Below are 26,395 nucleotides of genomic sequence, written 5' to 3' on the forward strand. Positions count from 1 at the left end.
TAATTACCGGGCATGAAAATCAACTCAAACCACGTAAGCTTTTTACCGGCTTACCCACATTTAAAAAAACTACACAAATGAATAAAACCAAACCCACATGGTTATCCATGTTGATTTGCGCTGTACTGCAAATACCTATCCTGTTCCGAACGTTACTTTGCGCCATCGTTTTATTGATAGCAAGCCAACAGGTTTACGCGCAAGGCCCATTGGATAAAGCTTTGACTATCAGCATAAATAATGAACCTGTTAAACAGGCCTTAGATAAAATAACCGCCGCCTGTGGTGTTAGGTTTACCTATAACCAAACCGTTGCCCAAAGCCCGGCAAAAATCAGCATCGATGCCAAACAACAGCCTTTGGGCGATGTATTAAAGCAGGCTTTTGCATCGGCCCCCTTCAGCTTTTCGGTGTTGGACAAGGACGTTATGATTAAATATGATGCGGCCAAAATAAAAAAGTTGCCGGCCGCCGTGGCAGGCGGCAAATTCACCCTAAGCGGTACCGTTAAATCAAAACAAAGCGGCGAAACCATTATTGGCGCTACCATCAGGGTGCCCGATGCCAGCCAGGGCACCTCGAGTAACGAATACGGCTTTTATTCTATTACCCTGCCCGCCGGCAGCCATCAGCTGGCCATCAGTGCTGTTGGTCAAAAAAGCGCTTTTGTGCAGGTAGACCTGGCAGCCAACCAGCAGCTCAACATCAGCATGGATAATAACGAACAGGCCCTGCRGGAGGTTACCATCAGCGCCAAAGCACCCGGCACCCGCGATTTGGCCAGCCCGCAAATGGGGGTTGAACATTTAAGCGTTCAGGAAACTAAAAACATCCCGGTTTTGCTGGGCGAACGCGATATCATTAAAACCATACAGCTGCTGCCGGGCATCAAATCGGCCGGCGAAGGCAGTGGCGGCTTTTATGTGCGCGGCGGCGCATCTGATCAAAACCTGATACTACTGGATGAAGCGCCAGTTTACAATGCCTCGCATTTGCTGGGGTTCTTTTCAACCTTTAACTCCGATGCCATTAAAAACATCAGCATTTATAAAGGCGATATGCCGGCCCAATACGGCGGCAGGCTATCATCCGTGCTGGATATTAAAATGAACGAGGGCAATAACCAAAAGCTTGGCGTAAGCGGCGGCGTTGGGCTGATAGCCGCCCGGATTAATGTGGAAGGCCCTATTCAAAAAAACAAATCGTCGTTCCTTATCTCGGCCCGCCGTACTTATGCGGATGCTTTCCTGGCTTTCTCCAAAGATTCTATCGCCAAAAAAAGCCAGCTGTATTTTTATGATATCAACGCCAAGGCCAATTATATCCTGGGCGATAAGGACAGGATTTTTCTATCCGGATATTTTGGCAAAGATGTGCTAAAGGCCAGCGATATAGCAGGCATTAACTGGGGCAATACAACTGGCACCCTCCGCTGGAACCACATTTTTAACAGCCAGTTATTTTCAAACACTTCGGTTATTTACAGCGACTATGATTATAAGATCAATATTAAAGAAGATGTAAACCAGTTCCAGATTTTCTCGCAGATAAAAGACCTTAACCTGAAGGAAGACCTGCAATACTATGCCGGCGATAAAAACACCATCAGCTTTGGCTTTAACGCCATTTACCATACCATTAAGCCCGGCGAAATATCATCGACAGGCAACTCAGGCATTATATCGCAAAGCCTGCAAAACAGGTACGCGTTCGAAAATTCGCTGTATGCTACCAATACCTGGAAAGCATCTGATCGTTTTAACTTTACTTATGGTGTACGCCTGTCGGCCTTTACCATCCTGGGGCAGGGCGATTATTATACCCTTGATGCCGATGGCAATATCACAGGCACAAAACACTACTCCACAGGGCAGGCGGTTAAAACCTATGTTAACCCCGAGCCACGCATCGCGGCAGCCTATTCATTGAATGACTATAGTTCGGTAAAGGCATCGTATGCACGTAATGCGCAAAATTTGCACCTTATTTCCAACTCCAACTCGGGTTCGCCAACGGATAAATGGGTGGCCAGCACCAACATTATTAAACCCGAACTGGCCGACCAGTTTTCGGTAGGCTATTACCGCGATTTTAGCGACCATAAATATGAGTTCACGTTTGAAACCTACTATAAAAGGCTGCAAAACCAGGTTGATTACCGTAACGGGGCCAATATTTTTACCAACCAGCCTATTGAAACCCAACTGCTTTATGGCAAAGGCCGCGCTTATGGCGCCGAGCTGCTGCTTAAAAAGAAAACCGGCCGCTTAACCGGCTGGATAAGCTATACCCTGGCCAAAACCGAACGACAGATTGATGGCATTAACAACAACCAGTGGTACAATGCCCGGCAAGACCGCACGCATGACGTGGCCATTGTAGCCATGTACAAAGCCACCGAAAAGTGGACCCTATCGGCCAATTTTATATACTACACCGGCGATGCCGTAACCTTCCCCAATGGCAAGTACCAGGTAGATGGGGCTAATTATTACTACTATACCAGCCGGAATGCCGACAGGATGCCGGCCTATAACAGGCTTGACCTTGGCGCAACCCGCCAGCTAAAAAAGAGCAGTAAATTTGAGTCGGATTTAACTTTTAGCCTGTACAATGCCCTGGGCAACCACAATGCCTACCGCATTTATTTCCGCAATAATAAAGACGATGCCAGCCGCACCGAAGCCGTGAGGACAACCCTGTTCACTTTTGTGCCTTCCATTACCTATAACTTTAAATTTTAATTGTATGCACACCACTATAAAATATATGATACCCGCCCTGTTTGCCATAGCGCTATGCTCGTGCGAAAAGGCTATTAACCTGACACTGAAAGATACCACGCCCCAATACGTTGTTGAAGGCATGCTCACCAACGAAACCGGCGGGTGCAAAGTAACCCTGAGCCAAACCAAAAACTTTACCGATAATAACGATATAGTAGGTATTGATGGCGCACAGGTAACCATTACCGACGATAATACCGTGTACCCGCTTACCGCATCGGGCGGCGGTATTTATAAAAACAGCACCCTGACAGGGGCCTACGGCCATATTTATAAACTGAATGTGCTGGTTGCGGGCAAAACATTCGCATCAACCTGTGCCATGCCCGCACTGGTACCACTGGATAGCATTTACCTGGTAAAAAGCGACTTTGGCAACAACAAGGATGGTAGCATCCGTAAATTTGTAACCGTGAAATACCACGACCCCGTGGCTACCAAAAACTACTACCGTTTTGTGCAATATGTAAACAACCGCAAAGAAGAATCGGTACTGCTGGATAACGATGAATTTACCAACGGCCAGGAAGTAAACACCCGCCTTAATTTCGACAACAATAACGACGACCCGGCCCGCGACATCCGCCCGGGCAACCAGGTAACCATCGAGATGCAAAGCATAGACCCGGCCGTGTACAAATACTTTTTTAGCCTTACAGCCGGCGCCACCGGCGATGGCAATAACGCCGCACCGGCCAACCCACTTAGCAACGTTACCGGCGGCGCGTTGGGCTATTTCAGCGTACACCCAATTTCAAGGAAAACACTAACCGCGCCGTAATGGGCGCAGGGTGGGGGAGCCGGCTCAAAACTATTGATGTTTAGCACTGCCAAAACACACCGACAAACCACTCGCAACAATTTTTTGACTTTTGAATTTTTACTTTTGACTTAACAGAGCGTTCCCCCGCTGGTAGAAGCGGCGGTCAGGGTTTCGTTACAAGTCCTCGCTTTTCCTTGGCCGCCCCGGCCTACACACGCTGTGGGCTTTTCACTGCAATCCTTAACGCGAGCTGTGGGTATATAAAAACACCCGGATGCAATTGTACATCCGGGTGTTGCGTATTTATTACTTGGCATACAGCGAAAACACTGTAGTTATAAACTACAGGCATAGCCGTTCGAAAGTCGGAGACATTTGAACAACGGAAGACTATGGACAGCAGGGTAGACTACGGACAACTGGGCTTCAAATCCTTTGTTACTTGATCCTGAATTGAAAATCAGGGCCAATGGAAATAACAGCTTATTAAGAAACAAAGCAACAACAACGCAGATTTAATGTTTTCTAAACAAACCGTTTAGGATTTCGGCTGGTATGAAATACCGAATTCACAACAACCAATTGCTTTTAATTTTGAAAACAATTACAAATGGAAAATCGTGTACTTTGGCGAGTCTGAATTTTTTTGAAAATCTTTCCTGGTAATGTAAAGGGTTATTTTCAATCGATCTGAATGTACTAATCACTTTGAGCAGAAACCTGTCGCCAAGCCCGGCTTGTTGTTCTTCATACCATTCGGCAGATTTTTGCATGTCTTCCCTCGCTTTGCGAAGAACCTGCAGATGGTACACTATTTTTCTTTGATGTTGAAGTGAGCTATGATCTCATCGATTGAATAAGTTTCGGTGTCTCCGGATTCGTACTCCCTGTCGCGTGCCAATATGTCCTTTTGCTGAGCTTCAGACAAAATAAAAGTTTCATCTTCCCGGCTATAGTCGTACTTCATATTATCCAGAAATGCCAGTAAGGCCTGTTCTTCCTGTGGATTATGGGGGTTAACTACGATGGTCATATAACAAATATAAGAAATTGTACTTGAGTTGAAAAATCGTCGATTAATATTTATCCGGTCGGGGTTTGTAACCTCCGCGCCGATGGTTAATCGGGGTGACCCACATGCTAAGTACACACCACGCATTTAGGACAATCAACAATGCTTGTTGTTAACCTTAATGCTTTCGTGTTACTCTTATGCCCCGTTTAAAAATACAAAACTCCCGGATGAAATTTAAATATCCGGGAGCTGCATATTCATTACTTAGCAGAATCCGTGCTGCGGTTGGGTGAAATATGGTAGTTACAAACTACGAGCATAGCCGTTCGAAGTCGAAAAATAGAACAGCGGTAGATTACAGACAGCCGGGGTCTACAGCTTTAATCGCGACCAACACTGATTTTCCACTTAGTATTTTTTCTTCAACGATGACGTTTGATCCGGAAAGGAACTCCCAAACCTCATCCTCTGTATCGCACTCATTGCTTTCTAATATTGTATAAAGATTCTGTGTAATCTCAATCGCTTTTATTGGCCTATATACCTTAGTACCCTCTTCAAGTAGCTGAATATAAATTATTTGTTCCATATTAATTATCAAAGCCAGCTTTTCCTACTGAATTACTTATCTCGTAACAACATCAATAGCTCGCTCCAGCAGCCTATATGCAAAGTATACGCCGTGCCTTTAGGACAGATCGTCGTTTTAAGTTATCTACATCCCATTACTTTAATCTAAAAATACAAAAACTCGCGGACGAAAATTAAACATCCGGGTGTTGCATATTCATTACTTAGCATAGCGTTTACCTATCAGGGGGTGACTAAGGACAGCTGGGGACTTTATCGTTACTTACTATATTCTATTTCTTTTAGATGTTCTATCGCCCTGCTGGTATTTGGCTTTCCCTTTGATTGCTGCATAAATGTCTCAACGACTTGGTTTAAAGTATCAAAATCTCCTTTTGACTTTAAGAGTGTGGTTAGATATTTAAACCTGCCTATTTCTGTAGTGCCGGCATAGCTCTCATTCATCCAACTGTTTATTAAGCCGTCATCGGATAAGCGTTTATTTATTTCAGGCACCATAATACTTTGAACAGTTCCCATTACATTAGAAGTAATGCCGCTCAGGTTGCCTGATGTACTGACATTCCACCARTAATCAGGGATACCTGGCATAAAAATACCAACCCTTGCTTGCCAATGACACCGTTCAACTTCTGGTTTTGCTGTACTATTAAAGCCATATTGTAATTGGCCCAAAACATCGGAATAGATGCCAAAATTGATTGTAAATTTCACTACATCTTTCGTGCTTTCCCTGCTTTTTTGAAAGTTTACAACCCCATAATTCTTACCCGCCTCTAAGTAAAAGCTATTCCCTTTTTTACTAAACCCCATTGGCTTCAATATGGGCGTTAATGCTTTGATAAGTTCTTCAAATATGTCCATTTTATTCTACCAATTTGCAGGTTTTATAACTAACTGTACAGAATAGCCATTTACCTCAAGCCAAGTATCTTTTAATCTTCGCAAAGGAAGTTAACAAGCCCCGCTGCCTACTGGCTTGTACGCCCACATGCTAAGTACACGCCATGTATTTAGGACAATCAACAATGTTTGTTGTAAACTTAATGCTTTAGTATTACTCTTATGACCCGTTTAAAATACAAAACTCCCGGATGAAATTAAACATCCGGAAGTCCGTATATTTATTTAGTAAAAAGGCAATAGTTGAAACCTACAAGCATAGTGATTCGAAGAGACATTTAATACGGACAACTGGGCGTGCGCCAGTTGAGGAAGCTAATATTAATATCACAGCTCAGCTATTTAAATATAATTTAACCGGCGGAGACACTATCTCTATTTCAATATATTCACAGGTAAAACTAATTATTCCATTTTCATAATCTTCAATTTGAAAATTCTTCTTTTCCCGACCATTTGTCGAAATATCCACAATATCAAAACCCGAAACTTGTGCAAGGTTACTATCCAGAAATTCAAGTTTGAAATTTGAGACGTTATAGAAATGCATTGAAATTTCAAAAAAGTCTTTTGCCAAATCGGGCCATCCAAATCCACGATTTCTCAATTGGCTATAAACAAACAGCGACAATTTTTCACCTGACCATTCAACATATTTAATAAAAGCCACGTCAGAGGGTTTCCAATTGATGTAGGTATTTGTAACTTTTTCTATGCCTGTTATTTTGCTCATAATTACCAAAAGTTAAAAAGGGTTTCTCCCCGCCGCAAACCTCCTGGCTTGTGCGCCCCATGTGCTAAGTACACACCACGCATTTAGGACAATCAACAATGCTTGTTGTTAACCTTAATGCTTTCGTATTACTCTTATGCCCCGTTTAAAAATACAAAAACTCCCGGATGAAATTAAAATATCCGGGAGTTGCATATTTATTACTTAGCATAGCATTACCTATCAGCGCACGCACAAGCCAGGAGGAGGCAGCGAAGGCAATCAATTTAGTGTTAACCATGATAAAATATAAAATATTCATTATCAATTACTTGTAAATATTTTATTTGAAATGTGTTAAGTTATGTTAACCCAATCAGATGCATTTACCCTGTGGCAAATCCCTCTTTTTTTTGATATTTTCAACCAATACCTTTATATTTATTCTGTTTATATAAACGTAGTTATTACCGCCGCAGGAATGAACTTATCGCAAAGCACTAAAACCGAAGTTGTATCACACAAACCATTGGTTAAAGGTGCGCACTTTATCATCACCCTAAGTTTTTTGGCGCTTACGGTTAGCGGTTTTGTTATCCTGATGTCGCACCCCAGGCTTTACTGGGGCAAGGCAGGTAACGACCTTACCCCGGCATTGTTTGAGCTCCCGATAAGCCGCAATTACCACCATGGCGGCTGGGATAAAAGCATACCGTTTAAACACGTAACCGGGCAGCAGGTAACCGCGGCCCGCACTTACGATATTTTTAATGAGAACGGCTGGGGGCGTAGTACGCACTTTTTGGCCGCCTGGTTCATGGTGTTAACCGGCATCATCTATTTTATAGCAGGGTTTTACAGCGGGCATTTTTGGCGCAACCTGGTGCCGCACCGCCGCGAATTTAGTTTAAAGCTACTTTGGCGCGATGTTGCTGCACATTTGCACAGGCGCATGCACTACACGGGCAAATATGGGCTATTGCAAAAGATCACCTATCTTTCGGTTATCTTTTTGCTGTTTCCGTTGGTTATTTTAACCGGCTTTGCCATGTCGCCTGCTATTACCGCATCTTATCCCTTTTTACTGAAAATATTCTTCGGCCATCAATCGGCGCGCACTATCCACTTTTTTGCGGCGGTTTTACTGTTGCTGTTTTTGCTGGTACATGTGGTTATGGTTGCCAGGTCGGGCTTTAAACGAAATATTTGGGCAATAACTTTTGGCAGGTAGCTATGAAAAGAAAACTACTGATGAACCGCCGCCAGGCCATTTTAACTGGACTTACCTCCGCTGGCGCGCTTTTGCTTTCGGGCTGCCTTAAAAAAGCGCCGCCCACTTATGGCAATATTTTGCGGATGGGCGACGATTTAACCTACATTGCCCAGCGCGGCCTGCTTTCGCAGCGGGCCCTGGCTATGGAGTATCAAAAAAGCGAGATAACCAGTTTCCCGGTAACCGATATTGGCGACCCCGCCGATCCGTCGAGCAAAAAAGCCTACAGCAAAGCCTACCAGCAACTGCAACTTGATAACTTTAAAGATTTTGCACTTGTTGTAGAAGGTTGCGTGACCACACCGCGTAAGTATTCAATGGATGACCTCAAAAAACTGGGTGCGCGAACGCAAATAACCCGGCACACCTGCGAGGAAGGCTGGAGCGCCATTGCCGAATGGACAGGCGTACCGCTAAGCGCTGTACTAAAAGATGCCGGTATTTTAAAAACCGCCCGTTATGTAGCCCTATACGGTTTCGATAATTATGCGGAAAGTATTGATATGCTTGATGCATTTCATCCGCAAACCATACTGGCCCATACCATGAACGGCGAAGACATACCCACACGTAACGGCGCTCCCTTACGCCTGAGGGTAGAAACGCAGCTGGGCTACAAAAACGTTAAATTTTTGCAGCGCATTGTGGTGACTGATAAATTCACCGATCCGGGGCCCGATATTACTTCAGGATGGTCATGGTATACCGGCATCTGATTTTTGGGGATTTGGTTTAGGATGCCATATCGCTTATTTGGCACTTTTCTTTCCGATAGCAATATTTGTAGAGTGGTGTTATAAACATAACATCGTTATCGTATATAGTGATATATTACGGCTGTTATTCTGATATCGACAACTAAACCTAACCATGAAAAACAAATTCCTTGTTCCAGTTTTATTTGCCTTCCTGCTCACGGCATGCCAACAAGACCATAAATTCAACTTCACATCCGGCACTTTTCCCGAATCGCCTGTAAACATGGGCGATATTAATTCTGAATTTGATGATTATAACTCCGCCCTGTCTGTAATTGGTTCAACCTCGCCTTTATGTTTCTCCTCAAAAAGGAATAGTAGCGGCGGCAATTTTGATATCATTTATAAAATGCTGGATGTATACTCATCGCGCATAGATGGTAAATTAACGGTTGCCGAAAACACATCAAGCAGCTTGATGGATATTGTTATCGAAAACGCCAATTTGAATAATGCCATGGGTACCATCAATACATCAGCTGATGAGTTGGGGCCGTATTTAATAAGCCAGGGCATGAAATTTACGGGCAGCACCAATATGAATAAGCGCTATAACAGCTATATATTGTTATATGCCACCAACCAAAGCGGCAATTTAGATATCAGATACACCGAAAACCTTAACCAGGAAAGCTACACCACACCCAAACCCGTTAAATTCCTCAACTCGCTAAAGGATGATGCCTACCCCTCGTTTACGCAGGATTTTTCGTCGGTTTATTTTTGCTCAAACAGGGATGGCAATTTTGATATTTATCAAACAGACCTTGACAAAAGCAAGGATATTATAACCAACCTTGACGATGCCTCCACAAAAACAATCACCAGGGATGCCATACTATCATCGGCGGCCGACGACAAGTGCCCTTACATAGCTAACAATGTGATGGTTTTTACCTCGAACCGTCCCGGCGGATATGGTGGCTTCGATTTGTATTATTCGTTACTGGTAAACGGCAAATGGTCGGCGCCGGTAAACTTTGGCCCGGCCATCAACACTACCAGCGATGAATACCGGCCAATTATAAAATCGATGCCCGGCTTTACCAACGATTTCATGATCTTCTCATCCAACAGGCCGGGTGGCAAAGGCGGCTTCGACCTTTATTATGTTGGCGTAAAAAAAATGATAGCGTTTTAGGGTAACGTTTGCAAAAGCCGATTTTTAGCGCAGGTATTGTGCCAGGAGTTGGAGTGTCCACAGTCATCCGCTGTTGGAATATTATTTGAATGCTGTTAGCTGCTTTTATACTTCCCTTGTCATGCACAACGGGATCCTCCTAATACCACTTCACAGCACCATGCAACGGCACTAAATCTTGTTCCCTGGCTTTGGCCAAGCCAATTTTTTCAATTTGTTTAAACCATGTTGTGTATTGCCTGTAGGCCTCTTTAACATCTTTGCCTTTTATTGTGGATACAGTTTCATTACCGGCATTTACCAGCGCAGGGAAAGGGGAATATTTAAAAGGGTGTTTAAAATATAATTGGTTAATTATAAATAACGCCTCAACCTGCAATGAATACTGTTTTGTTTCGCCCATGAAAATCTGCGACCACGATGGCTCGTAACACATTACCGGGAACACGCAAACCCTGCTATCGCCTTTAAACCTTAATAACTCACCAATCATTGCAATTGTATCCCTTTCGGTTAACTGTCCGCTATCCACTACCAATGGGTAATGCATGTTAATATATGCCCGGCCATTACGCTGGATTTTAAATGAGTGATGTTTAACCTGTACAAGCGATTCGCCGTAAGAATATTCAAATTCTTTAACTTTAAAGTACTGTGCAATAGTGATTTTAGATAGCGCGATATTCAGCAGTAATATTACCAGGAAGCTCTTTTTCATTTTTATATCAATTAAGCCATGCCTTCTTTTGCTTATTAAACGCTTCCAAATCCTTACTGCCTGATTTAACCCCTACCTTTTCCTTCCCCCCAATGCTATTAAGTCAAGGTAAATATCAAAATTTCAGTTTCGCGCAAAGACGCCAAGAAAAAATAAGTAAATCACTTTGCGGCTCTGCATCTTTGCGCGAAAAAACGCTTAACTTGATAGCATTGCCCCTTCCCCAAAGAAGGAATCGCGCATTCCCTGCGCTTTTTTTTATTTCTTCCGAACACCTATGGAGACAACTCCAACGAAGTCCAGGAAAAATGATGCACCAACAACCCCCGCTTTGTAAAAACTATTTTATTTTAATGGTTGATTGCTGGTAAAAGCGCAGGTCCCAGGCTATTACAGCCTCGCCGGCTTTTGGCGTTTTTTGCTTCCTGTTGGTGAAATAGTTCTCTACAAAACGCTTGCCTTCTGCGCTTCCAGCGTCATAGGCCGACATCAGGAATTTAAAACTGAAATCTTTAAAACCGAAGGCATGCCAGTCACGATGTAAAGAATCTGTGTAGTGAGTATTCACTTTGCTTACAACCTTGGTCGTGCTATTATATTGTATAACCTGGTAAGCGGGATTGTTCCCATTTCTTGAACATAGTCCCGGAGCAATATCGATGTAAGAAATTAACTTTCCTTTATTGGTTATTAGCCGGTAGTCGTCCATATGGGTATGTCCGGCCAATTGAAACCTGATAACCGGGGCATATTTCTTTATGGTGTCCAGATACATGTTTTCGACGTTATTGTGCCATGACGGTGTATTGCCGTACCTGTCCATTCCGGGCGGAACATGATAAACCATCCAAACTTTTTTATTCTTCCGTTTAGCATCCTGTAACGCCGCGCCCAACCATGATAATTCTTTTTTTGCCTTTCCATCCGGGTCGGATGCCGAACTTAAAAAAATCACGGTGTTAAGCATAATGAACGTCCAATCACCTTTGCTGTATTTGTAATAGCCACCGGCCATAAAATCCCGGTATATGGCATGGTTATGGTCTATCGGGCGTAGCATTGCGTTATAAAACAAGGCATTGGTTGCCCTGTCACAACTATCATGGTTGATGCAATCATTATTGCCCAGGGCAGGTAAAATAACCGCATTTTTATCTAATTTCTTCAAATGGTCAAGCACATACTTAAATGTTTGTTTCATGATGGTAGTATCATGTTTTTTTGCTGGTCCTTTCTCGTGCCACAGCATATCGCCGGGCAAAATAATGAAGGGAAATTTTTGGGAGCCAACACTGTTAATTGCCGAAAGAAAAAGCGTACTGTCGGCATCTAAATGATAGGAGTTGTTATTGCCTAAGCTTAAATTAACATGCACATCAGATAATACAAGTATAGATTTTGTTTGGGCGTAGCCCGGCAGCGGCAGCGCGGTAAGCAACAATAGAAGCAGCTTTTTCATATTTAATTGAATTGGTGATTGGGTGCAGATTTAAGTGTTGGGTATAGCCAAGTTACTTAAAGCTTATATATTATCAAAGGAATAGGACAATATTAGTTCATGGTTATTCTTTAGCTGCGGCCATGATGTTAAAATAGCGAAGGTAATACTTTAATATCGCAGCCGCTGCCCGGCACTTTCTTCCGGGCCAGTGTTTTTTTTGACTTGAAATTATGGCAATGCCTTCGGCCCGGGCTCATTCGCTTATACGGCCTCAGGCATTAAGCGCGAGGCCGGTATTCGCTGCTATCCCTATTGCGAACCGCCCGTATACAAAAACATCCGGATGAAATTAAATGTCGGGGGGCAATATGTTCAGCGAAAATGCAGTAGTTACAAACTACCACCACAGGCTGAATTCTAATCACGGCAATTTTTCCTTATCGTAAGTGCAGCCATAAGCAGATAGCTTATATACTACTGATTCGGCTATTTCAAAAGACGGCACCAGGATCGGATTTGTTAACCCAGGTGCATGAATGCCGGCTTTGGCGGGCATAATTTTGTGTCATTATTTAAAAACAAACGATCATGACAACAAAAATCTCTTATGCAATTGCATTTTTACTGGGCCTGGGAATGGTATTCCTGGGAGCCCGCTTTTTTTTCTCTCCCGAAGTAGCTACAGCCGCTTTCGGCATCCGCTTTAACGCCAATGGGGATTACGCCTTTCATCACATCAAAGGTATAAGGGATATATTTTCCGGGATACTGTTGTGCGCACTGGTCCTGATGAAGGAGCGCCGTGCCCTTGGCGTAATGCTATTTGTGGCTACAATCATCCCGGTTTCGGATATGCTGACTGTGCTTAGTAAAAGCTATACCGGTTTGCAGCAAGCGATGCCACATATTGTAGCAACCATCATTTGTTCGGTTGTTGGCATCCTGTTATTAACAGCAAAACCTCAAACTAAATCAATATAACCAATAAAATAAACACCATGGAACAATTAAGAATTTATACGCTTGCTGATAAAGAAACAGCCGCACAGTACTTTACAGCAAATTGGGCCAGGCACAGGATAAACCTTCCGAAGTTTGGCTTCGCTGTCAAAGGTGTTTGGATCGGCAATACCCCTGGCATCGCCAACCAGGTTATCGCCCTCGTGTCTTTTCCAGACGATGCCGATGTGGATGAAATGACCGAACGTTATTTGAAAAGCCCGGAGTTTGCCGCCGATACGGCAGATTTTGACAGAAACAAAATTACTAATGTAGAAACCAAAATTTAAGGGCTGCAAGCTAATAGGTTTTGCCGCACCAGGATTGCTACACAACTTGTTCGCAAGTTGTGTATTTTTGGTTTTGATACAGTTCAAATGATGATAAACAGCTTACTGAACAGCATACAAAAGGTGATTACGCTGAGCCCGGAAGAGATAGATACCGTGACCTCTTTGTTTAAGGAGAAAACTTATAAAAAGGGCGACTATTTTTTAGAAGAAGGACGGATTTGCAAACAAGTAGGATTTGTGGCAAAGGGATTAATGCGGTTTTATATTAACCATGACGGAGAGGAAAAAACATATGATTTTTCCCAGGAAAATGAATTTGTATGTAATTATGAAAGTTTTCTTCCCCAGGCCCCTTCTTCAAAAAACATTCAGGCTTTAGAGGACAGTATTGTATTTGTGATCTCGCATGTTGACCTTCAACTATTTTATGCGAATGTTCGTGGCGGGGAACGTTTTGGCAGGATAGCCATCGAAGCAGTTTTTGTAAAAATGCTGCAGGATATCAGTTCATTATATGCAGAAACACCCGAACTCCGTTACGAGCGTTTTTTGAAAAATCATGCCGATCTGCAGCAAAGGATCTCCCAGTACCATATCGCCTCATTTGTTGGGGTGAAACCACAATCACTCAGCCGTATCCGTAAAAGGATTTTTACACAGTTCTGATTAGTTAAGCCAGGAATTTATTGTTTAGAGACACACAAATCTCTGATAGCAACGGTTGTCATTTTCCTTTTATGATCGATTTAAATTCGGCCAAATTATCTGGCGGCATAACGTTATAACAAAACATAATTAAGGATGATTGAAAGTCGTTTTTCAGCATCTGTTCATATTTCGACTCAAACTGTTCATGAACCCCAAGGCCTAAAAACAACGATCCGTCTTGGTTAAAAAACATCATGGCGAAGGGCGCTTCGTTATTTGCCTCATTTTCAAAATAAAAACAAAATCTGCTCTTTTCCTTTTGTAAAACAAATGACAACATTAATTTATAATCATCCGTTTCAAATTCGGTTTCACCCCTAAAAGGCGGGTATTCGTAGTAACCGTTAGTCTCCTTAAAGCCTTTTAAATAGTTTTGGGTGAATGTGTCTATACTTTCGTTTCTTTTGGGGAACTCAATAGCTACATATATATCCGCGATATCTTCCATCTTATTATTTTTTGATCCTCAGCTAATGTTCGCCACTCAGCCCACAACAGGGCGGCCCAAGGCTGAATTATCAGCTCAATCTGCCTTCTCCGTCTTATTACCCAGTTTGTTAATTGTCAAGGTAAAACCCCTGCCAACATCAGTTAACGGTATCGATATGCTGTACTGTATATTAAGGCCGTCCTGGTCAAATTCGATGTTTGGGGATAACAATACGCCATACTTTTTTAAGCTATCATCCAGTAAGCTTAAAAAATCATCCTTTTTGATAAACCCTTTAAATATCAGCCTGCCGTTCCGCTTTACCTGCAATGCGGTTATAAAGTTATGCACTTTAAACTTTTTGAGGCCATACATGCGTAAGTACCTGGGCGGCAGGTTTATTTTACCATCGTAAGTACAATAGTGCCTTAATTTAACCTTTAGGGTATCGCCCCGTTTCAATAAAAACAGGGTATCCACCTTAGTAACTTCATGGTAGCTTTTGAGCTCATCGTGCAAAATGCTTTTTAGCGTTGGCGTGGGGTCATCTTCAAGTCGCGGTTGTGGTTTTTGTTTGGGCTTACGGGAGGTATGGGTTTGTGTAATGCCTAAAATGCGCTCCAAGCTTTTTGCAGCCAAAACATGAAAGCCCGGCAAAAGCAGGGATAGCACGATGACGAATAGAATAGCTTTATTTTCCAACGTTATATATAGGTAGTTGTTAATATTATTTCAGTTGTTCACCGTTTCCGGCAGGGCTCTTTTTAAACAAAATTCTGCAATAGGGATAGAAGCGGGTACCGGCCTGCGCCTAAGGCTATGTGCGCGTATGAGCGGAGAGCCCGGGCCGCAGGCATTGCCCCGTTTAATCCTTAGCTTTGCTTGTCCACAGCAGGGCAGCCAGTCGTTGTTTAGCCGCTCAATTTACCTTCTCTCCAATACTATTAAATTTTGGGTCTCGCGCAAAGGTGCTCCAGAGGAGTACAAGCTTTGTAGCACACACGAATTAACGTTTTTGCGTGCCAGAGGTACGCCACCCGTAAATTGATCACAGGATAACTCTAAAATCTGTAAGCTTTTTTAGAACGATGCCTAAAGTTCCGTACCTCTGGCACGGTGCTACATTTTTCTTTTTTGCTACAAAGCTTTTCCCCCTCCGGGGGATAAAATCTTTAACTTAATAGCATTGCAGAAACCCAAGGGTACAGGAAAACGCCACCTACCGTTCTTCCCTCAAATATTTTTTTAATGCCCGGATAATTAACAATAAAGTATAAGCCAAAACGGCGACAACTATTATTGTCAATATCATAAAAAATAATTGCAGATATTCGTTTGTTATTACGAATAATACATTAAGCATTTTTCAACCTCCTTATAAAAAATTTAAGTATAAATATCATGTGCTCCTTTGGGTTATTTTTTTTATTTTCATTAAATAACCCAAACATTTGCACTGAAAACTATAGCGTGATGTGCCGCAATTCACCTTACGCCAGCGCCACGCACTCCACCGAAACCAGGATACCACCCGGAAAAGGCATTACCTGCGGGGCGCTGCGTGCCGGCGGGTTTTCGGGGAAGAATTCGGCATAAACTTTATTGATAGCTGCAAAGGTTGGGTCCTGGCCGCTAACCATCCAGATGGTGGTTTTTACAATGTTATCCATATTGCTGCCGGCTTCCTGCAGTATGGTTTGGATGTTAGTAAAAGCCTGCCGGGCCTGCCCTTCAAAAGTATCGTCGATAAGTTTACCGGTCTCGGGATTAAGCCCCGCCATGCCCGAAACGTATATTAAACCTCCTGCTATTACGGCCTGTGGAATAAACGTATTTAAACGTGGTATTTTATCGGTATTGAAGCTGATTTTTGAGGCCATGGCGATAGGTTTTTGAGGTGATTTACTGCTTATAAATATAAAAAATATGCGATGATATCCAGCGCTGCTGAACAGTTTTTATTTACATGGCATGTTAATTAACTACAGGTGGATACTCGTAAAGTGCAGTTTTTAAGGGCACTTAAAATCCCTTCTTCCGGGTGATGCCGGGCTTGCGGTTTTTGCGGGTTTCATCAACTTCGCCAACGCCTTCGGCACCGTAGCGGCGGGCCATTTTGGCAATACGTTCTTCCATGGTTTCGGTAGTCAGTTTTTCCCGGCCCAGGCTGTCAACCATTATCGGGAAGGCAAATGGCGTAGGCCGTTCAATGGTTTTCAGGATGATGGTTTGGGTGGCTATCCGCTGCAATGCCGCCCGCAGCCTAAACTCCTCCAGCTGGAAGGCCAGCGCCTCGTTATAAGCCTGGCGCACCAGCAGGTTATCCGGCTCATACTCGGTAAACACCTCGAACAATAAGGAGGTTGATGCCTGCAAATGCTTATTCTTCACCTGCTGACCGGGATAGCCGGTAAATACCAGCCCGCCAATGTGGGCTATGTCCCTGAACCGCCTGCGGGCCATTTCGTTGGCATTCAGGCTATGCTGGATATCATCAATGAGGTTATCTATCGAAAAAAAGCTGGCATCTTCCAGCACGTCCTCAATGGGTACGTCCTCGTCGGTAAGCAGTTCGAAGCCATAATCGTTCATGGCGATGCTGAAGCTGGCATTCCTGATCTTACTGATCCTGAAGGCCAGCAATGATGCCATCCCCTCGTGTACCAGCCGCCCTTCAAAAGGATAAAATAACAGGTGGTGCCCTTCGCGGGATTTAAACGACTCGATCAAAAACTCGTGGCTCTGGGGCAGGTGCGATAACTCCTGCTGCAATTTAAACAAGGGCTTGAGGGCGATGACTTCAACATCTTTTTCGATGCCATGCGCCACCTCGTCCAGCTTATCCCTGAACACGGCAGCCAGTTGTGACGACAAGGGCATTCGCCCGCCATTCCAGCTGGGTATTAAACCCTTGGTGGAGTTTGATTTTTTGACAAAGGCCGTCATTTCCTTTACCCGGATAAACTCCAGGCTACGGCCTGCAAACCAGAAGGTATTGCCTGGCTTAAGCTTGGATACGAAGGATTCTTCGATGGTGCCCAGGCTGCCGCCGCTTAACCATTTTACCCGGATGCTCAGCTCGCTGGTGATGGTGCCTATACTCAGGCGGTGCCGCATGGCCACCCGGCGGCTGTTTACTTTGTACAGGCCGTTCTCTATTTCTACCTTTAAAAATTCATCGTATTGCGCCAGTGTTTTGCCGCCGGTGGTTATAAACTCCAGCAGCTGGCCAAATTCGTTGCGGCTAAGGTCGGCAAAGGCGTAGGTACCCTTTACCTCGTTAAATAGCTCATCGGCCCTAAAACCGTCGGATACGGCCAATGTAACCATGTATTGGATCAGCACATCCATGGTAAGCAGCATAGGGTCGCGGCTTTCAAATATGCCGCGTTTAATGGCGGCTTTAAGCGCGGCCCCTTCCAGCAATTCCAACGAGTGTGTGGGTACAAAATACGCCCGTGATACCGCGCCCGGGTGGTGACCGCTTCGCCCGGCGCGCTGCATAAAACGGGCCACGCCTTTGGGGCTGCCCACCTGTATTACGCAATCAACCGGCCGAAAATCGACGCCAAGATCGAGGCTGGATGTGCATACCACCAGTTTCAGGGCCTCGGCATGCAGGGCCTGCTCTACCCAGTTGCGCAACTCGTTATCCAACGAACCGTGGTGCATGGCCATAATGCCGGCATATTCCGGGTAATTATCTAAAATAGCATGGTACCAGATCTCGGATTGCGACCGAGTATTGGTGAATATCAGCGTGGTTTTACTTTTGGCCACAATCTCCATCACTTGCGGCAGCAGCTTTAAACCAATATGGCCTGCCCATGAGTAATTCTCCACATTATCGGGGATGATGGACTGGATATCCAGTTTCTTCTCCAGGTTGGCCCGTACCATCCTGATCTGATCTGCCGGGAAGTTATTGCCCAGCAAAACCTCGGCCGCCTGCTCCAGGTTACCTATGGTTGCGCTGATGCCCCAGATTTTGAGTCTTAAGTTCTGAGTCATAAGTCCTGAGTCTTTTTCGGGGACCTGACTAAAGACTTCAGACTTCGGACTTAAGGCTTTCAACTTAGACAGCCCCAGCTCCACCTGTACGCCGCGTTTGGTGCCCAGGAGTTCGTGCCACTCGTCAATAACTACAACCTGCAGGTTATTGAACAATTTGGGGTAGTCTTTTTGGGCCAGCATCAGGTGCAGGCTTTCGGGGGTGGTAAGCAGCACCTCGGGTAATTTCCGTTTCAGCGCGGCTTTTTCTGCTGCCGATGTATCGCCTGTGCGGGTAGCTATATGCCAGGGCAGGCCCATTTCGTCGCAGGCTTCCTGCATGGCTTTGCGGATATCGTTGGTGAGCGCACGCAATGGGGTTATCCATAGCATCAGCAAGCCATTGTTTTTTTGCGTGGTGTAAGTATCGGGGTATTTGTTAATAAAATCGACCAGGAAGGGCAAAAACAAAGCAAAGGTTTTGCCGCTCCCAGTAGGGGCGTTAAGCAAGCCGGAGTAGCCGCCCAGGTAGGCCGCCTCCATTTCCTGCTGAAAGGCGAATTGCTGCCAGTTTTTTTGCTTGTACCAGTGCTGTATAACCTGCCGGCCCTTTGTAATCATCCTTTGCTTAACAATTGAATTTGCGTTTAGTTAGCCAATGCAACAAATACGCGCCAACAAATTAGTGATAAATCCTGTTAGCTATAGTATGATAAAAAATAGCCTGATCATATTACTGGCAACAGGCCTGTTATCCTGTAACCAGCCAGCCCAAAAACAATCAACTGCCGATACTGCCAAAACCGGGGCGGCTGATACTACACTAACCGATAAATCTATCGTCGACGATTCTGCAGCCGATAAGCTGATAACGTCAGATACCTCAACTATGGGTACCGTTGCCACCGACCGACTTATTTTGCCGGGGAAAGGAGTAGGCCATATCCTGATTGACCAGGACCTGGAGCTGGCCTTAATGCAATTAGGCAAGCCCGATAGCTCGGATGCTGCCATGGGCAGCTCATTAATGGTATGGTTTGCCAAACACGATACCAAAGGCTACCGCACCAGTATTTATTCGCACCGTAACATGGGCGGCAAAGATGAATCTATCAGCCGTGTCCAAAAAATACTGGTAACATCGCCGTGGTTTAAAACTGCCGGTCATTTGGGTGTTGGTGCTACTTTAGATGCTGTTAAAAAAAATTATTCGCTAAAACCTGTTACCAGGTATAAAGCCAACGGCCACAATGTACAGGTTTATACTGATGCCGATAAGGGCATATCCTTCGAGGTAGACGACGCTACTAAAAAATGTGTGGCTGTTGTGGTGCACAAAGCACATGAGGCGGCTTCTGCCTATATCAATATGCATTAAGCGAAAGACCATATTGATGGGACCAACAAAAAGCGCCCTGCCGGGTAAACCAACAGGGCGCTTTTACTATCAGCAAGAAATAATTATTTCTTCTCGGGCAGTAAAATCAATTTGATAAAGTTTTTGCCGCTTAAGTATTTATTGGCTGCATCTTTGGTACTTTGTACAGTTACCTGTTCCAGGTTACCTACGTGTTGCAAAATTTGATCCGGGTTTTCGCCGTTTTGTGACGATGACGCCAGGTATCCGGCCCAAAAAACATTTTCTTTCATTTGCTCGCGTGTGCTGCGGGCTTCTTCGGCTACAAATTTTTGGATATCGGTTGGTAGGGCGCCATTTTGTTTAAGCTTGGCTATCTCATCCAGGGTAGAGGCAATCATTTTGTCGACATTCGCTGGCGCACATCCAAAATAAACGGTGATGCTATACCTGCCGCTTGGCGTTTTGTGGTAACCCGCCCTTACGCCAGGAGCGTAAACACCGCTTTCCTGCTCGCGCAGGCGTTCAATCAATTTAATATTCAATACTTCCTCCAATGCATCCATTTGGATGTTATTGGCATCGTTATACTCATAATCTCCGCTGAATACCAGTTGCACACTGCTTTTTTCGGCTTCACCCTTGTTAACTATTTTGGTGACCTCGCCTGCCGGAGGTTGAATGTTCAAATTCTTGTAGGTTTCTTTACTATTGGTTGATGGCAAACCTCCTAAGTAATGCTCCAGGTATGGTTTTACCGTTTCCACATCAAAATTACCCACCAGGGTGAAGGTAAAATTGCTTGCATCGGCAAACCTGGCTTTATAAAAGCTGTAGGCCTTATCCAACGATGCTTTGCTCAGCCTTTCGGGCGTGGTAACCATTCCCCTGAAATTGTGGTTGCTTAACGTGGCCGATACCGTATCCTGGAACACGCTCGGCGGATCGAGGCCCCTGTTGGCCAGTACAGATTTTGTTTGGGTAATTGTTGATTGCCAGATATCATTATCCTTACGTGGCTGGGTAAAGTACAGGTAAATTAACTGCAACGCCGTTTCAAAATCTGCAGGCGAAGAGTTACCCGAAATACCCTGGGCAAACTCGCTGATGTAAGGGGTAATGCTCACATTTTTCCCGGCCATTTTTTTATCGAGCATACCCTGGTTAAACTGGGCGATACCGCTGCTGCTAATGATAGACGAAGCCAAATTAGCCGATGTAAAATCATCATCGCTTGCTAACGACGAGCCACCAAAGGCATAGCCATTAATCAGGATCTGGTCGTTTTTATAATCGGTTGGTTTTAATACCACTTTAAGCCCATTACCAAGGGTTATAGTAGTAGTACCAATTAACGAATCGACAACGGTATTCACAACTTTGGTACCCTCGGGTAATTTATTCAACAAAGGCTCTGATGATACATTGTCAACATAGGCGGTAACACCTTGTCCTGCCGCACTTATCCATTGCAGTAATGTGGCTTCGGTTGGTAAGGTAGCCTTGTCTTTTTCGGGGGCTTCAACAATCACGGCCCTGTTTTGGTCGCCAATAAATTTACCGGCCAAAGCATTCATCTGATCTACCGTGATCTTGTTAATATTGTTTACATAATAATTGTATTCGTACTCAATACCGGGGATTGCTTCGCCTTCTAAAAAGTGTTGCTGATACTCACGTACAAAATTTGCCGATCGTGTTTTATCACGCTCTTTATAGGCATTACCCATTTGCACCAACGCATCCTGTTTGGCGCGCTCCAGTTCGGTAAGGGTAAAGCCAAACTTGCGGGCCCGTTCTGTTTCGGCAACAACGGCTTTAATGGCGCCTTCTAACTCGGCAGGCGTTTTGGCAACGGCAATGGAAGTAAAGGCATCCTGTTCACCCAAAAAGCCGCCATAGCTTGAGCGGCCAAATAAAAACGGTGGATTTGGTTTTTGCAGCAATTCGCCTAAACGGGCATTCAGCATCTGGTTAAACAACCTGATCCTGACACTCTGCATATAGTCAACGGTGTTTTTAACCGTTGTACCAGGATGTTTTACAATGATTTCGGCCAGCGTGTAAGGGAATTCCTTATCTGTAGCTATTTTAACAGCAGTACCCGGTGTAGCAGGTACGGTGTACTTTGTGCGTGGTTTTTCGGCAGTTGGGTTTTGCAGGCCCGAGAAGTTTTGCTTTATCAGCTCTTCAACATGTTTAGGGTCAAAATCGCCCACCGCAATTACCGCCTGCAAATCGGGGCGGTACCAGTCATGGTAAAAGCTTTTTATTGTCTCGGGTTTAAAGTTTTTAAGGATATCTTCCTTACCTATAGGCAAACGCAATGCGTAGCGGGAGCTATTAAGCAACACAGGCAATATCTGCTGTTGCAAACGCTCCTGCGCGTTTTTGCCGCGCAGCCGCTGCTCTTCTAAAACAACACCGCGTTCTTTATCAATTTCAGCAGGATCGAAGCTTACGTAGCCTGCCCAGTTGGCCAATATTTTAAAGCCATTATTAAAAATAGCTGCCGTATCGGTGGGAATGGGCAGCTGGTAAACGGTTTCGTTAAATGAGGTGTAAGCATTTAAATCGGCGCCAAATTTCACACCTGATTTTTGCAGGTAATCAACCATTTGGTTTTTAGGGAAATCGCGGGTGCCGTTAAAGGCCATGTGCTCGGTAAAGTGGGCAAGGCCTTGCTGATCGTCGGTTTCTAAAACAGACCCTACCTTGTTTACCAGGTAAAGTTCGGCTTTGTTTTTAGGTTCAACATTTTGCCTGATGTAATAAGTTAGGCCATTAGGCAGTTTGCCAATAATTACCTTATTATCTATGGGCAATACATCTGCTTTTGCAAGCAATTGCGATGCTACCGGTTTGCTTTTAGGCGATGGCGCCGGCTTTTTTTTAACTTGTGCAAAAGCACTTCCTGAAGCTATAAGGAAAGCTAAAGCGGCTACAGAAAGCTGTTTATTTAAATTCATATTATTATAGGGAATATTTTATGCTAAGATGCTAAACGAAACTATTAGTTACAAAATTGTGGTCCTTAATTATTGCTTTGTCGCTGGTGCTTCTTTTTTCGCAAATGCGTCTTGCATCATTTGCTCCAGCTCGGGCCTGTGGTCGGCTACGGTTTTTTGCCCTAAAGCCATGCCCTTTTGCATTAAAATTGGCGTTTTCGCGCTTAACTTTTTACCAAGCGGCGAATTGTAAAAGGCCGTTAACTGATTGAGTTCATCTTCGGTATACTCTGTGGCGTATATTTTTGCAAATTCAGTTTTTAATACATCCCACGAATAGTATTTGACCATAAAACGTTTCATTACGTTTACAAATTCGCCTCGTTGCGCTTCGGGAACCTGGGCGCTTGATGTATTTATCATGTTATCAACAATTCCTCCAAATTGGCTGTTTATCCCGGTGGCTATCAAAAAATTTTCGGCCGCTTTTAATTGCGATGCACTGAAGGATGGAGTGGTGGTTTGTGCCTTTGAGTTGGTGATGCAGAAGAGCAAAATGCCCATTAAGGCGATAAGGGTTGGTTTAAATTTCATTTACTATATTTTGATAATTATTTTTCGAAGATACAATATCCACATCACCAGCCATAATATAATAACTGTAAATATGGCACTTGCCAATGAGGCATTCAGGGGCGAGAAATGGGGCGCAAAAAAGGTTTGATAAATAGATAATCCGCCAATTTTTATCATGTTCATATAATGCGGAATAAAACCCGAAAGCACATACGCCGTAATGGCATTGGCTCCAAAAACCACGAAAGGATAAGTAAACCGTTTGCGCCCCTGCACATCAATAAGCCAGTAGCTTAGTGCAAGCGCAATGGTGGCCAGTCCGCCGGTATAAAGCACAAAAGAGCTTGTCCACAGGGCTTTATTAATGGGGAAAAACAAATCCCAAACCAGCCCCGCAACAAAGGCTATAACGCCATAGGTAAACATCCAGCTTACCTTAACATTATCGTCTACATCTTTTCGCTTCAACCAACTGCCAATCCTGATACCGAACAACCCGGTTGCCACAGCAGGTAAGGTACCCAATAAGCCTTCGGGGTCCCAGGTGTGCGATTCACTCCAGAGGTGATTGGTGGTAAAAACCAACCTGTCTATCCAGGCCCCCATGTTAGTGGCCGGTTCCAGGTTGGCATAGCCTACACCCGGCACGGGGATAAATGTCATGATGATAAAATAACCAATCAACGCGCTGGCAAAAATCCAGTCGCGTGTTTTTTGTGATGTTTTTAGATAGATGATGGTACAAATAAAATAGACCAAAGCTATACGTGGCAATACGCCGGGAAACCTTAAATGCGAAAAGCCTCGATCCCAATGAAATATCAATTGCGTTATCCAGGGGATGGCAATTAAGATAGCGGTGCGTTGTAGTGCTTTAAGAATTAATTTAGCATGAGAAACAGTTGCTTTCCTGCTTTCCATAGCATAGGTAACCGATACGCCAACCATAAACAAAAAAAATGGAAATACCAGGTCTGTAGGCGTACATCCATTCCATTTGGAATGTTCCAGCGGCGGATAAATATGCCCCCAATCGCCGGGGTCGTTAACCAATATCATGGCGGCAATTGTGGCCCCACGCATTACATCAAGGGAGAGGAGTCTTGGGTTTTTTTCCTGTTGGGTCATTAGGTTATACGTTGGACGTTTTAAGTTATACGTTTTTGTTCCTTACTTTTTCGAGTAAGTTAATATTCATTGCTCTTACCTTATTGATTTTCTCCTGTAATATGACGAAATCTCCTTCGGAAAGATAGTTTAGATCTTTCGCCAATATTGTTAGATAATCAGTTTCATTAGTTGAGCCGAGCGAAATTGAAGGAGACTTGCAAAGTCTTTCGAGGTATATCTACCGCAACCTTCTGCTATATTGCAAGAGATTGATGTTGCCGCCCGCCTTAATTGGGACGTAACACCAAATAGCTCTTCCTTTGGGAATTTTTTGGATACCTCATAAACTTTAACGGTAAGTTGATGAGCTTCTTTCCATAGAATTAAGTCCTTAAATTTCTGCATAAATAGAACCAGAATAAGTAGGCGATAGAATTACCTTGTTGTGATCTGACGTATAACGTACCACGTAAAACGTACAACCTCTTAAAACTTATAACGCTTAAATCCTTCCATGGCTTCATATTCTGCCAAGCCAAGTCTATCGTATTTTTTAGCAGTATCTCTCGTCCGATCCTCAGCCCTAACCCAGAATTCCCTTGCATCATCACCAGGGAAAACCGGCCTGTCTTTTTGTGATTGGTGTTTAAAGATAGCGTTGCGCTTGCGGATAACTTCCTGTGGTGAAAGTGGCACAGCCATTTCAATTTCATAAGTTTCAAACTCGTGCCATGCGCCGCGGTACATCCACAGCCAGCAATCTTTAACCCATTCTTCTGTGGCTTTCAACCGGTCGAGTGCTGCAAGGATAATGTTGAAGCAAACCAGGTGGGTTCCGTTAGGGTCGGCAAAATCGCCGGCAGCGAAAATCTGGTGTGGCTTTATTTTTTGTAACAGGTCGATGGTCAGCTGAATATCTTCTTCGCCAACGGTGTTCTTTTTGGTTTTGCCTGTTTCGTAAAAGGGCAAGGCCATAAAGTGGATATGGTCATCGGGCAAACCTGCATAACGGGCTCCCGAGATCGCCTCTGTTTTACGGATGAAACCTTTTACATTTCTGATTTCGCGGGTATCAATCTGGTTGGGTTGTTTTTGCGGGAAGAAAGCGCGCATTTCTTCGTATAATTTCGTCAGATGGCCGCCGTCCTCGCCAATGCTGTTGGTAAAATCGATAGCAAATTCCATGTAGCGCAGCACATCATCGTCCCAGACGGCGGTATTGCCCGATGTTTGGTAGGCCACATGCACATCATGTCCCTGGTCAACCAGGCGGATGAAGGTACCACCCATCGAGATCACATCATCATCCGGGTGCGGGGAGAAGATAACCGAGCGTTTTTTTGCAGGCAAAGCTCTTTCTGGCCGTTGTGAGTCATCAGCATTAGGTTTGCCACCCGGCCAGCCGGTAATGGTATGCTGTATCTGGTTAAAAATATCAATATTGATGTTGTATACCGGGCCCTGCTCTACCGCAAGTTGCGCCATACCGTGGTTGTTGTAATCTTCTTCGGTAAGTTTTAATACCGGTTTGCCAATGGTGTCAGCCAGCCAGATCACGGCTTTCTTTTTCAGTGTGTTATCATCCCATGAACAATCTTTTACCAGCCATGGGGTATCAAAGCGGGTTAATTCTGATGCGGCTGCTTCATCCAGCACAAATTCAACATGATCTGATAATTGCAGGTAGGTGGCCGGTACTTCGCCTGATATTTCACCTTCAACAGCTTTTTTAACAATAGGTGCTTTTTTGGCGCTCCAGGCCATCAGGATGATCTCTCTTGCTTTAAAAATGGTACCAATACCCATGGTAATGGCTTTGGTAGGCACATTGGCTTTGCCGCCAAAATCGCGGGCGGCATCACTGCGGGTCAAATCATCTAAAG

General features: G+C 44.2%; 25 protein-coding genes and 1 pseudogene. 9 read left to right on the forward strand and 17 right to left on the reverse strand.

Annotated elements, in window-relative coordinates; translation table 11 throughout:
- Positions 1 to 77: 77 nt before the first annotated feature.
- Positions 78 to 2,744 (forward strand): TonB-dependent receptor, encoded by a 2,667-nt coding sequence (locus tag AC1DV1_RS06565; RefSeq protein ID WP_477356779.1) that lies wholly within the window; start codon positions 78 to 80, stop codon positions 2,742 to 2,744.
- Positions 2,745 to 2,748: 4 nt separating this feature from the next.
- Positions 2,749 to 3,567, forward strand: coding sequence for a DUF4249 domain-containing protein (locus AC1DV1_RS06570; RefSeq protein ID WP_477356781.1), 819 nt, complete (start codon positions 2,749 to 2,751; stop codon positions 3,565 to 3,567).
- A 551-nt stretch (positions 3,568 to 4,118) separates the two neighbouring features.
- Here the strand turns inward: AC1DV1_RS06570 and AC1DV1_RS06575 are convergent.
- The 5 genes from AC1DV1_RS06575 to AC1DV1_RS06595 all read right to left on the reverse strand — a co-directional run bounded on the left by AC1DV1_RS06575 (position 4,119) and on the right by AC1DV1_RS06595 (position 6,791).
- Entirely contained in the window at positions 4,119 to 4,361 is a 243-nt protein-coding gene (locus tag AC1DV1_RS06575) for a type II toxin-antitoxin system RelE/ParE family toxin (RefSeq protein ID WP_477356783.1), read from the reverse strand.
- Positions 4,361 to 4,582 carry a hypothetical protein gene (locus tag AC1DV1_RS06580; protein ID WP_477356785.1) on the reverse strand — a complete coding sequence of 74 codons (222 nt, stop codon included), beginning with the start codon at positions 4,580 to 4,582 and terminating at the stop codon, positions 4,361 to 4,363. The genes AC1DV1_RS06575 and AC1DV1_RS06580 overlap by 1 nt, the downstream gene beginning before the upstream one ends.
- A gap of 337 nt (positions 4,583 to 4,919) precedes the next feature.
- A complete protein-coding gene (locus tag AC1DV1_RS06585) occupies positions 4,920 to 5,153 on the reverse strand; it encodes a hypothetical protein (RefSeq protein WP_477356787.1) in 234 nt (77 codons plus the stop codon).
- A 260-nt stretch (positions 5,154 to 5,413) separates the two neighbouring features.
- Positions 5,414 to 6,019, reverse strand: coding sequence for a DUF4304 domain-containing protein (locus AC1DV1_RS06590; RefSeq protein ID WP_477356789.1), 606 nt, complete (start codon positions 6,017 to 6,019; stop codon positions 5,414 to 5,416).
- A 373-nt stretch (positions 6,020 to 6,392) separates the two neighbouring features.
- Positions 6,393 to 6,791: a hypothetical protein gene (locus AC1DV1_RS06595; RefSeq protein WP_477356791.1), complete on the reverse strand. Its 399-nt coding sequence runs from the start codon at positions 6,789 to 6,791 to the stop codon at positions 6,393 to 6,395.
- A 343-nt stretch (positions 6,792 to 7,134) separates the two neighbouring features.
- On the opposite strand from AC1DV1_RS06595, the gene AC1DV1_RS06600 reads away from it, so the two are divergent.
- The 3 genes from AC1DV1_RS06600 (at position 7,135) to AC1DV1_RS06610 (ending at position 9,942) form a co-directional block, all read left to right on the forward strand.
- Entirely contained in the window at positions 7,135 to 8,001 is an 867-nt protein-coding gene (locus tag AC1DV1_RS06600) for a cytochrome b/b6 domain-containing protein (RefSeq protein ID WP_477356793.1), read from the forward strand.
- A 2-nt stretch (positions 8,002 to 8,003) separates the two neighbouring features.
- Positions 8,004 to 8,759 (forward strand): molybdopterin-dependent oxidoreductase, encoded by a 756-nt coding sequence (locus AC1DV1_RS06605; RefSeq protein ID WP_477356796.1) that lies wholly within the window; start codon positions 8,004 to 8,006, stop codon positions 8,757 to 8,759.
- A gap of 154 nt (positions 8,760 to 8,913) precedes the next feature.
- On the forward strand, positions 8,914 to 9,942 hold the full coding sequence (locus AC1DV1_RS06610; RefSeq protein WP_477356798.1) for a TolB family protein: 1,029 nt from the start codon (positions 8,914 to 8,916) through the stop codon (positions 9,940 to 9,942).
- 139 nt (positions 9,943 to 10,081) lie between these two features.
- On the opposite strand, the gene AC1DV1_RS06615 is transcribed toward AC1DV1_RS06610, so the two are convergent.
- The 3 genes from AC1DV1_RS06615 to AC1DV1_RS06625 form a co-directional block, all read right to left on the reverse strand.
- Positions 10,082 to 10,660, reverse strand: a complete 579-nt coding sequence (locus AC1DV1_RS06615) for a hypothetical protein (protein WP_477356800.1) — start codon at positions 10,658 to 10,660, stop codon at positions 10,082 to 10,084.
- A gap of 340 nt (positions 10,661 to 11,000) precedes the next feature.
- Positions 11,001 to 12,119: a metallophosphoesterase family protein gene (locus AC1DV1_RS06620; protein WP_477356802.1), complete on the reverse strand. Its 1,119-nt coding sequence runs from the start codon at positions 12,117 to 12,119 to the stop codon at positions 11,001 to 11,003.
- A 403-nt stretch (positions 12,120 to 12,522) separates the two neighbouring features.
- Positions 12,523 to 12,657, reverse strand: a complete 135-nt coding sequence (locus AC1DV1_RS06625) for a hypothetical protein (protein ID WP_477356804.1) — start codon at positions 12,655 to 12,657, stop codon at positions 12,523 to 12,525.
- 32 nt (positions 12,658 to 12,689) lie between these two features.
- On the opposite strand from AC1DV1_RS06625, the gene AC1DV1_RS06630 reads away from it, so the two are divergent.
- From AC1DV1_RS06630 to AC1DV1_RS06640, 3 genes are all read left to right on the forward strand, one after another.
- Positions 12,690 to 13,082, forward strand: coding sequence for a DUF4267 domain-containing protein (locus tag AC1DV1_RS06630; RefSeq protein WP_477356806.1), 393 nt, complete (start codon positions 12,690 to 12,692; stop codon positions 13,080 to 13,082).
- A 17-nt stretch (positions 13,083 to 13,099) separates the two neighbouring features.
- On the forward strand, positions 13,100 to 13,390 hold the full coding sequence (locus AC1DV1_RS06635; RefSeq protein WP_477356808.1) for an NIPSNAP family protein: 291 nt from the start codon (positions 13,100 to 13,102) through the stop codon (positions 13,388 to 13,390).
- Between the two features lie 87 nt (positions 13,391 to 13,477).
- Entirely contained in the window at positions 13,478 to 14,059 is a 582-nt protein-coding gene (locus AC1DV1_RS06640; RefSeq protein WP_477356810.1) for a Crp/Fnr family transcriptional regulator, read from the forward strand.
- Between the two features lie 58 nt (positions 14,060 to 14,117).
- On the opposite strand, the gene AC1DV1_RS06645 is transcribed toward AC1DV1_RS06640, so the two are convergent.
- The 4 genes from AC1DV1_RS06645 to AC1DV1_RS06660 all read right to left on the reverse strand — a co-directional run bounded on the left by AC1DV1_RS06645 (position 14,118) and on the right by AC1DV1_RS06660 (position 19,142).
- Positions 14,118 to 14,549 (reverse strand): hypothetical protein, encoded by a 432-nt coding sequence (locus AC1DV1_RS06645; protein ID WP_477356812.1) that lies wholly within the window; start codon positions 14,547 to 14,549, stop codon positions 14,118 to 14,120.
- 75 nt (positions 14,550 to 14,624) lie between these two features.
- Positions 14,625 to 15,233 carry a hypothetical protein gene (locus AC1DV1_RS06650; protein ID WP_477356814.1) on the reverse strand — a complete coding sequence of 203 codons (609 nt, stop codon included), beginning with the start codon at positions 15,231 to 15,233 and terminating at the stop codon, positions 14,625 to 14,627.
- Between the two features lie 788 nt (positions 15,234 to 16,021).
- Complete coding sequence (locus AC1DV1_RS06655) at positions 16,022 to 16,411, reverse strand: RidA family protein (RefSeq protein ID WP_477356816.1); 390 nt, start codon at positions 16,409 to 16,411, stop codon at positions 16,022 to 16,024.
- 142 nt (positions 16,412 to 16,553) lie between these two features.
- Complete coding sequence (locus AC1DV1_RS06660) at positions 16,554 to 19,142, reverse strand: ligase-associated DNA damage response DEXH box helicase (RefSeq protein WP_477356818.1); 2,589 nt, start codon at positions 19,140 to 19,142, stop codon at positions 16,554 to 16,556.
- 37 nt (positions 19,143 to 19,179) lie between these two features.
- Between AC1DV1_RS06660 and AC1DV1_RS06665 the strand changes: the two genes are divergently transcribed.
- A complete protein-coding gene (locus AC1DV1_RS06665) occupies positions 19,180 to 19,899 on the forward strand; it encodes a hypothetical protein (protein ID WP_477356820.1) in 720 nt (239 codons plus the stop codon).
- An 83-nt stretch (positions 19,900 to 19,982) separates the two neighbouring features.
- Here AC1DV1_RS06665 and AC1DV1_RS06670 read toward each other — a convergent pair whose 3' ends face one another.
- The 5 genes and pseudogenes from AC1DV1_RS06670 to AC1DV1_RS06690 all read right to left on the reverse strand — a co-directional run.
- The gene (locus AC1DV1_RS06670) at positions 19,983 to 22,847 is read right to left on the reverse strand and encodes a M16 family metallopeptidase (RefSeq protein ID WP_477356822.1); all 2,865 of its coding nucleotides are present in this window, start codon (positions 22,845 to 22,847) and stop codon (positions 19,983 to 19,985) included.
- Between the two features lie 69 nt (positions 22,848 to 22,916).
- Positions 22,917 to 23,420 carry a DUF2059 domain-containing protein gene (locus tag AC1DV1_RS06675; RefSeq protein WP_477356824.1) on the reverse strand — a complete coding sequence of 168 codons (504 nt, stop codon included), beginning with the start codon at positions 23,418 to 23,420 and terminating at the stop codon, positions 22,917 to 22,919.
- Positions 23,421 to 23,423: 3 nt separating this feature from the next.
- Positions 23,424 to 24,530, reverse strand: coding sequence for an acyltransferase family protein (locus tag AC1DV1_RS06680; RefSeq protein ID WP_477356826.1), 1,107 nt, complete (start codon positions 24,528 to 24,530; stop codon positions 23,424 to 23,426).
- 25 nt (positions 24,531 to 24,555) lie between these two features.
- A pseudogene (locus AC1DV1_RS06685) lies at positions 24,556 to 24,917 on the reverse strand (four helix bundle protein).
- Positions 24,918 to 24,998: 81 nt separating this feature from the next.
- Positions 24,999 to 26,395 (reverse strand): PIG-L family deacetylase (locus AC1DV1_RS06690; RefSeq protein ID WP_477356828.1); only part of this gene is annotated, 1,397 nt, incomplete at its 5' end.

Source organism: Mucilaginibacter sp. P4_D1 (genome assembly GCF_056401935.1).

Coding starts and splice junctions, on each gene's coding strand:
- AC1DV1_RS06660 (WP_477356818.1), bottom strand. CDS start 19,142: ATGATTACAAAGGGCCGGCAGGTTATACAGCACTGGTACAAGCAAAAA.
- AC1DV1_RS06615 (WP_477356800.1), bottom strand. CDS start 10,660: ATGAAAAAGAGCTTCCTGGTAATATTACTGCTGAATATCGCGCTATCT.
- AC1DV1_RS06635 (WP_477356808.1), top strand. CDS start 13,100: ATGGAACAATTAAGAATTTATACGCTTGCTGATAAAGAAACAGCCGCA.
- AC1DV1_RS06655 (WP_477356816.1), bottom strand. CDS start 16,411: ATGGCCTCAAAAATCAGCTTCAATACCGATAAAATACCACGTTTAAAT.
- AC1DV1_RS06680 (WP_477356826.1), bottom strand. CDS start 24,530: ATGACCCAACAGGAAAAAAACCCAAGACTCCTCTCCCTTGATGTAATG.
- AC1DV1_RS06625 (WP_477356804.1), bottom strand. CDS start 12,657: ATGCCCGCCAAAGCCGGCATTCATGCACCTGGGTTAACAAATCCGATC.
- AC1DV1_RS06665 (WP_477356820.1), top strand. CDS start 19,180: ATGCAACAAATACGCGCCAACAAATTAGTGATAAATCCTGTTAGCTAT.
- AC1DV1_RS06645 (WP_477356812.1), bottom strand. CDS start 14,549: ATGGAAGATATCGCGGATATATATGTAGCTATTGAGTTCCCCAAAAGA.
- AC1DV1_RS06570 (WP_477356781.1), top strand. CDS start 2,749: ATGCACACCACTATAAAATATATGATACCCGCCCTGTTTGCCATAGCG.
- AC1DV1_RS06595 (WP_477356791.1), bottom strand. CDS start 6,791: ATGAGCAAAATAACAGGCATAGAAAAAGTTACAAATACCTACATCAAT.
- AC1DV1_RS06610 (WP_477356798.1), top strand. CDS start 8,914: ATGAAAAACAAATTCCTTGTTCCAGTTTTATTTGCCTTCCTGCTCACG.
- AC1DV1_RS06605 (WP_477356796.1), top strand. CDS start 8,004: ATGAAAAGAAAACTACTGATGAACCGCCGCCAGGCCATTTTAACTGGA.
- AC1DV1_RS06580 (WP_477356785.1), bottom strand. CDS start 4,582: ATGACCATCGTAGTTAACCCCCATAATCCACAGGAAGAACAGGCCTTA.
- AC1DV1_RS06600 (WP_477356793.1), top strand. CDS start 7,135: ATGTTAACCCAATCAGATGCATTTACCCTGTGGCAAATCCCTCTTTTT.
- AC1DV1_RS06675 (WP_477356824.1), bottom strand. CDS start 23,420: ATGAAATTTAAACCAACCCTTATCGCCTTAATGGGCATTTTGCTCTTC.
- AC1DV1_RS06640 (WP_477356810.1), top strand. CDS start 13,478: ATGATGATAAACAGCTTACTGAACAGCATACAAAAGGTGATTACGCTG.
- AC1DV1_RS06585 (WP_477356787.1), bottom strand. CDS start 5,153: ATGGAACAAATAATTTATATTCAGCTACTTGAAGAGGGTACTAAGGTA.
- AC1DV1_RS06630 (WP_477356806.1), top strand. CDS start 12,690: ATGACAACAAAAATCTCTTATGCAATTGCATTTTTACTGGGCCTGGGA.
- AC1DV1_RS06670 (WP_477356822.1), bottom strand. CDS start 22,847: ATGAATTTAAATAAACAGCTTTCTGTAGCCGCTTTAGCTTTCCTTATA.
- AC1DV1_RS06620 (WP_477356802.1), bottom strand. CDS start 12,119: ATGAAAAAGCTGCTTCTATTGTTGCTTACCGCGCTGCCGCTGCCGGGC.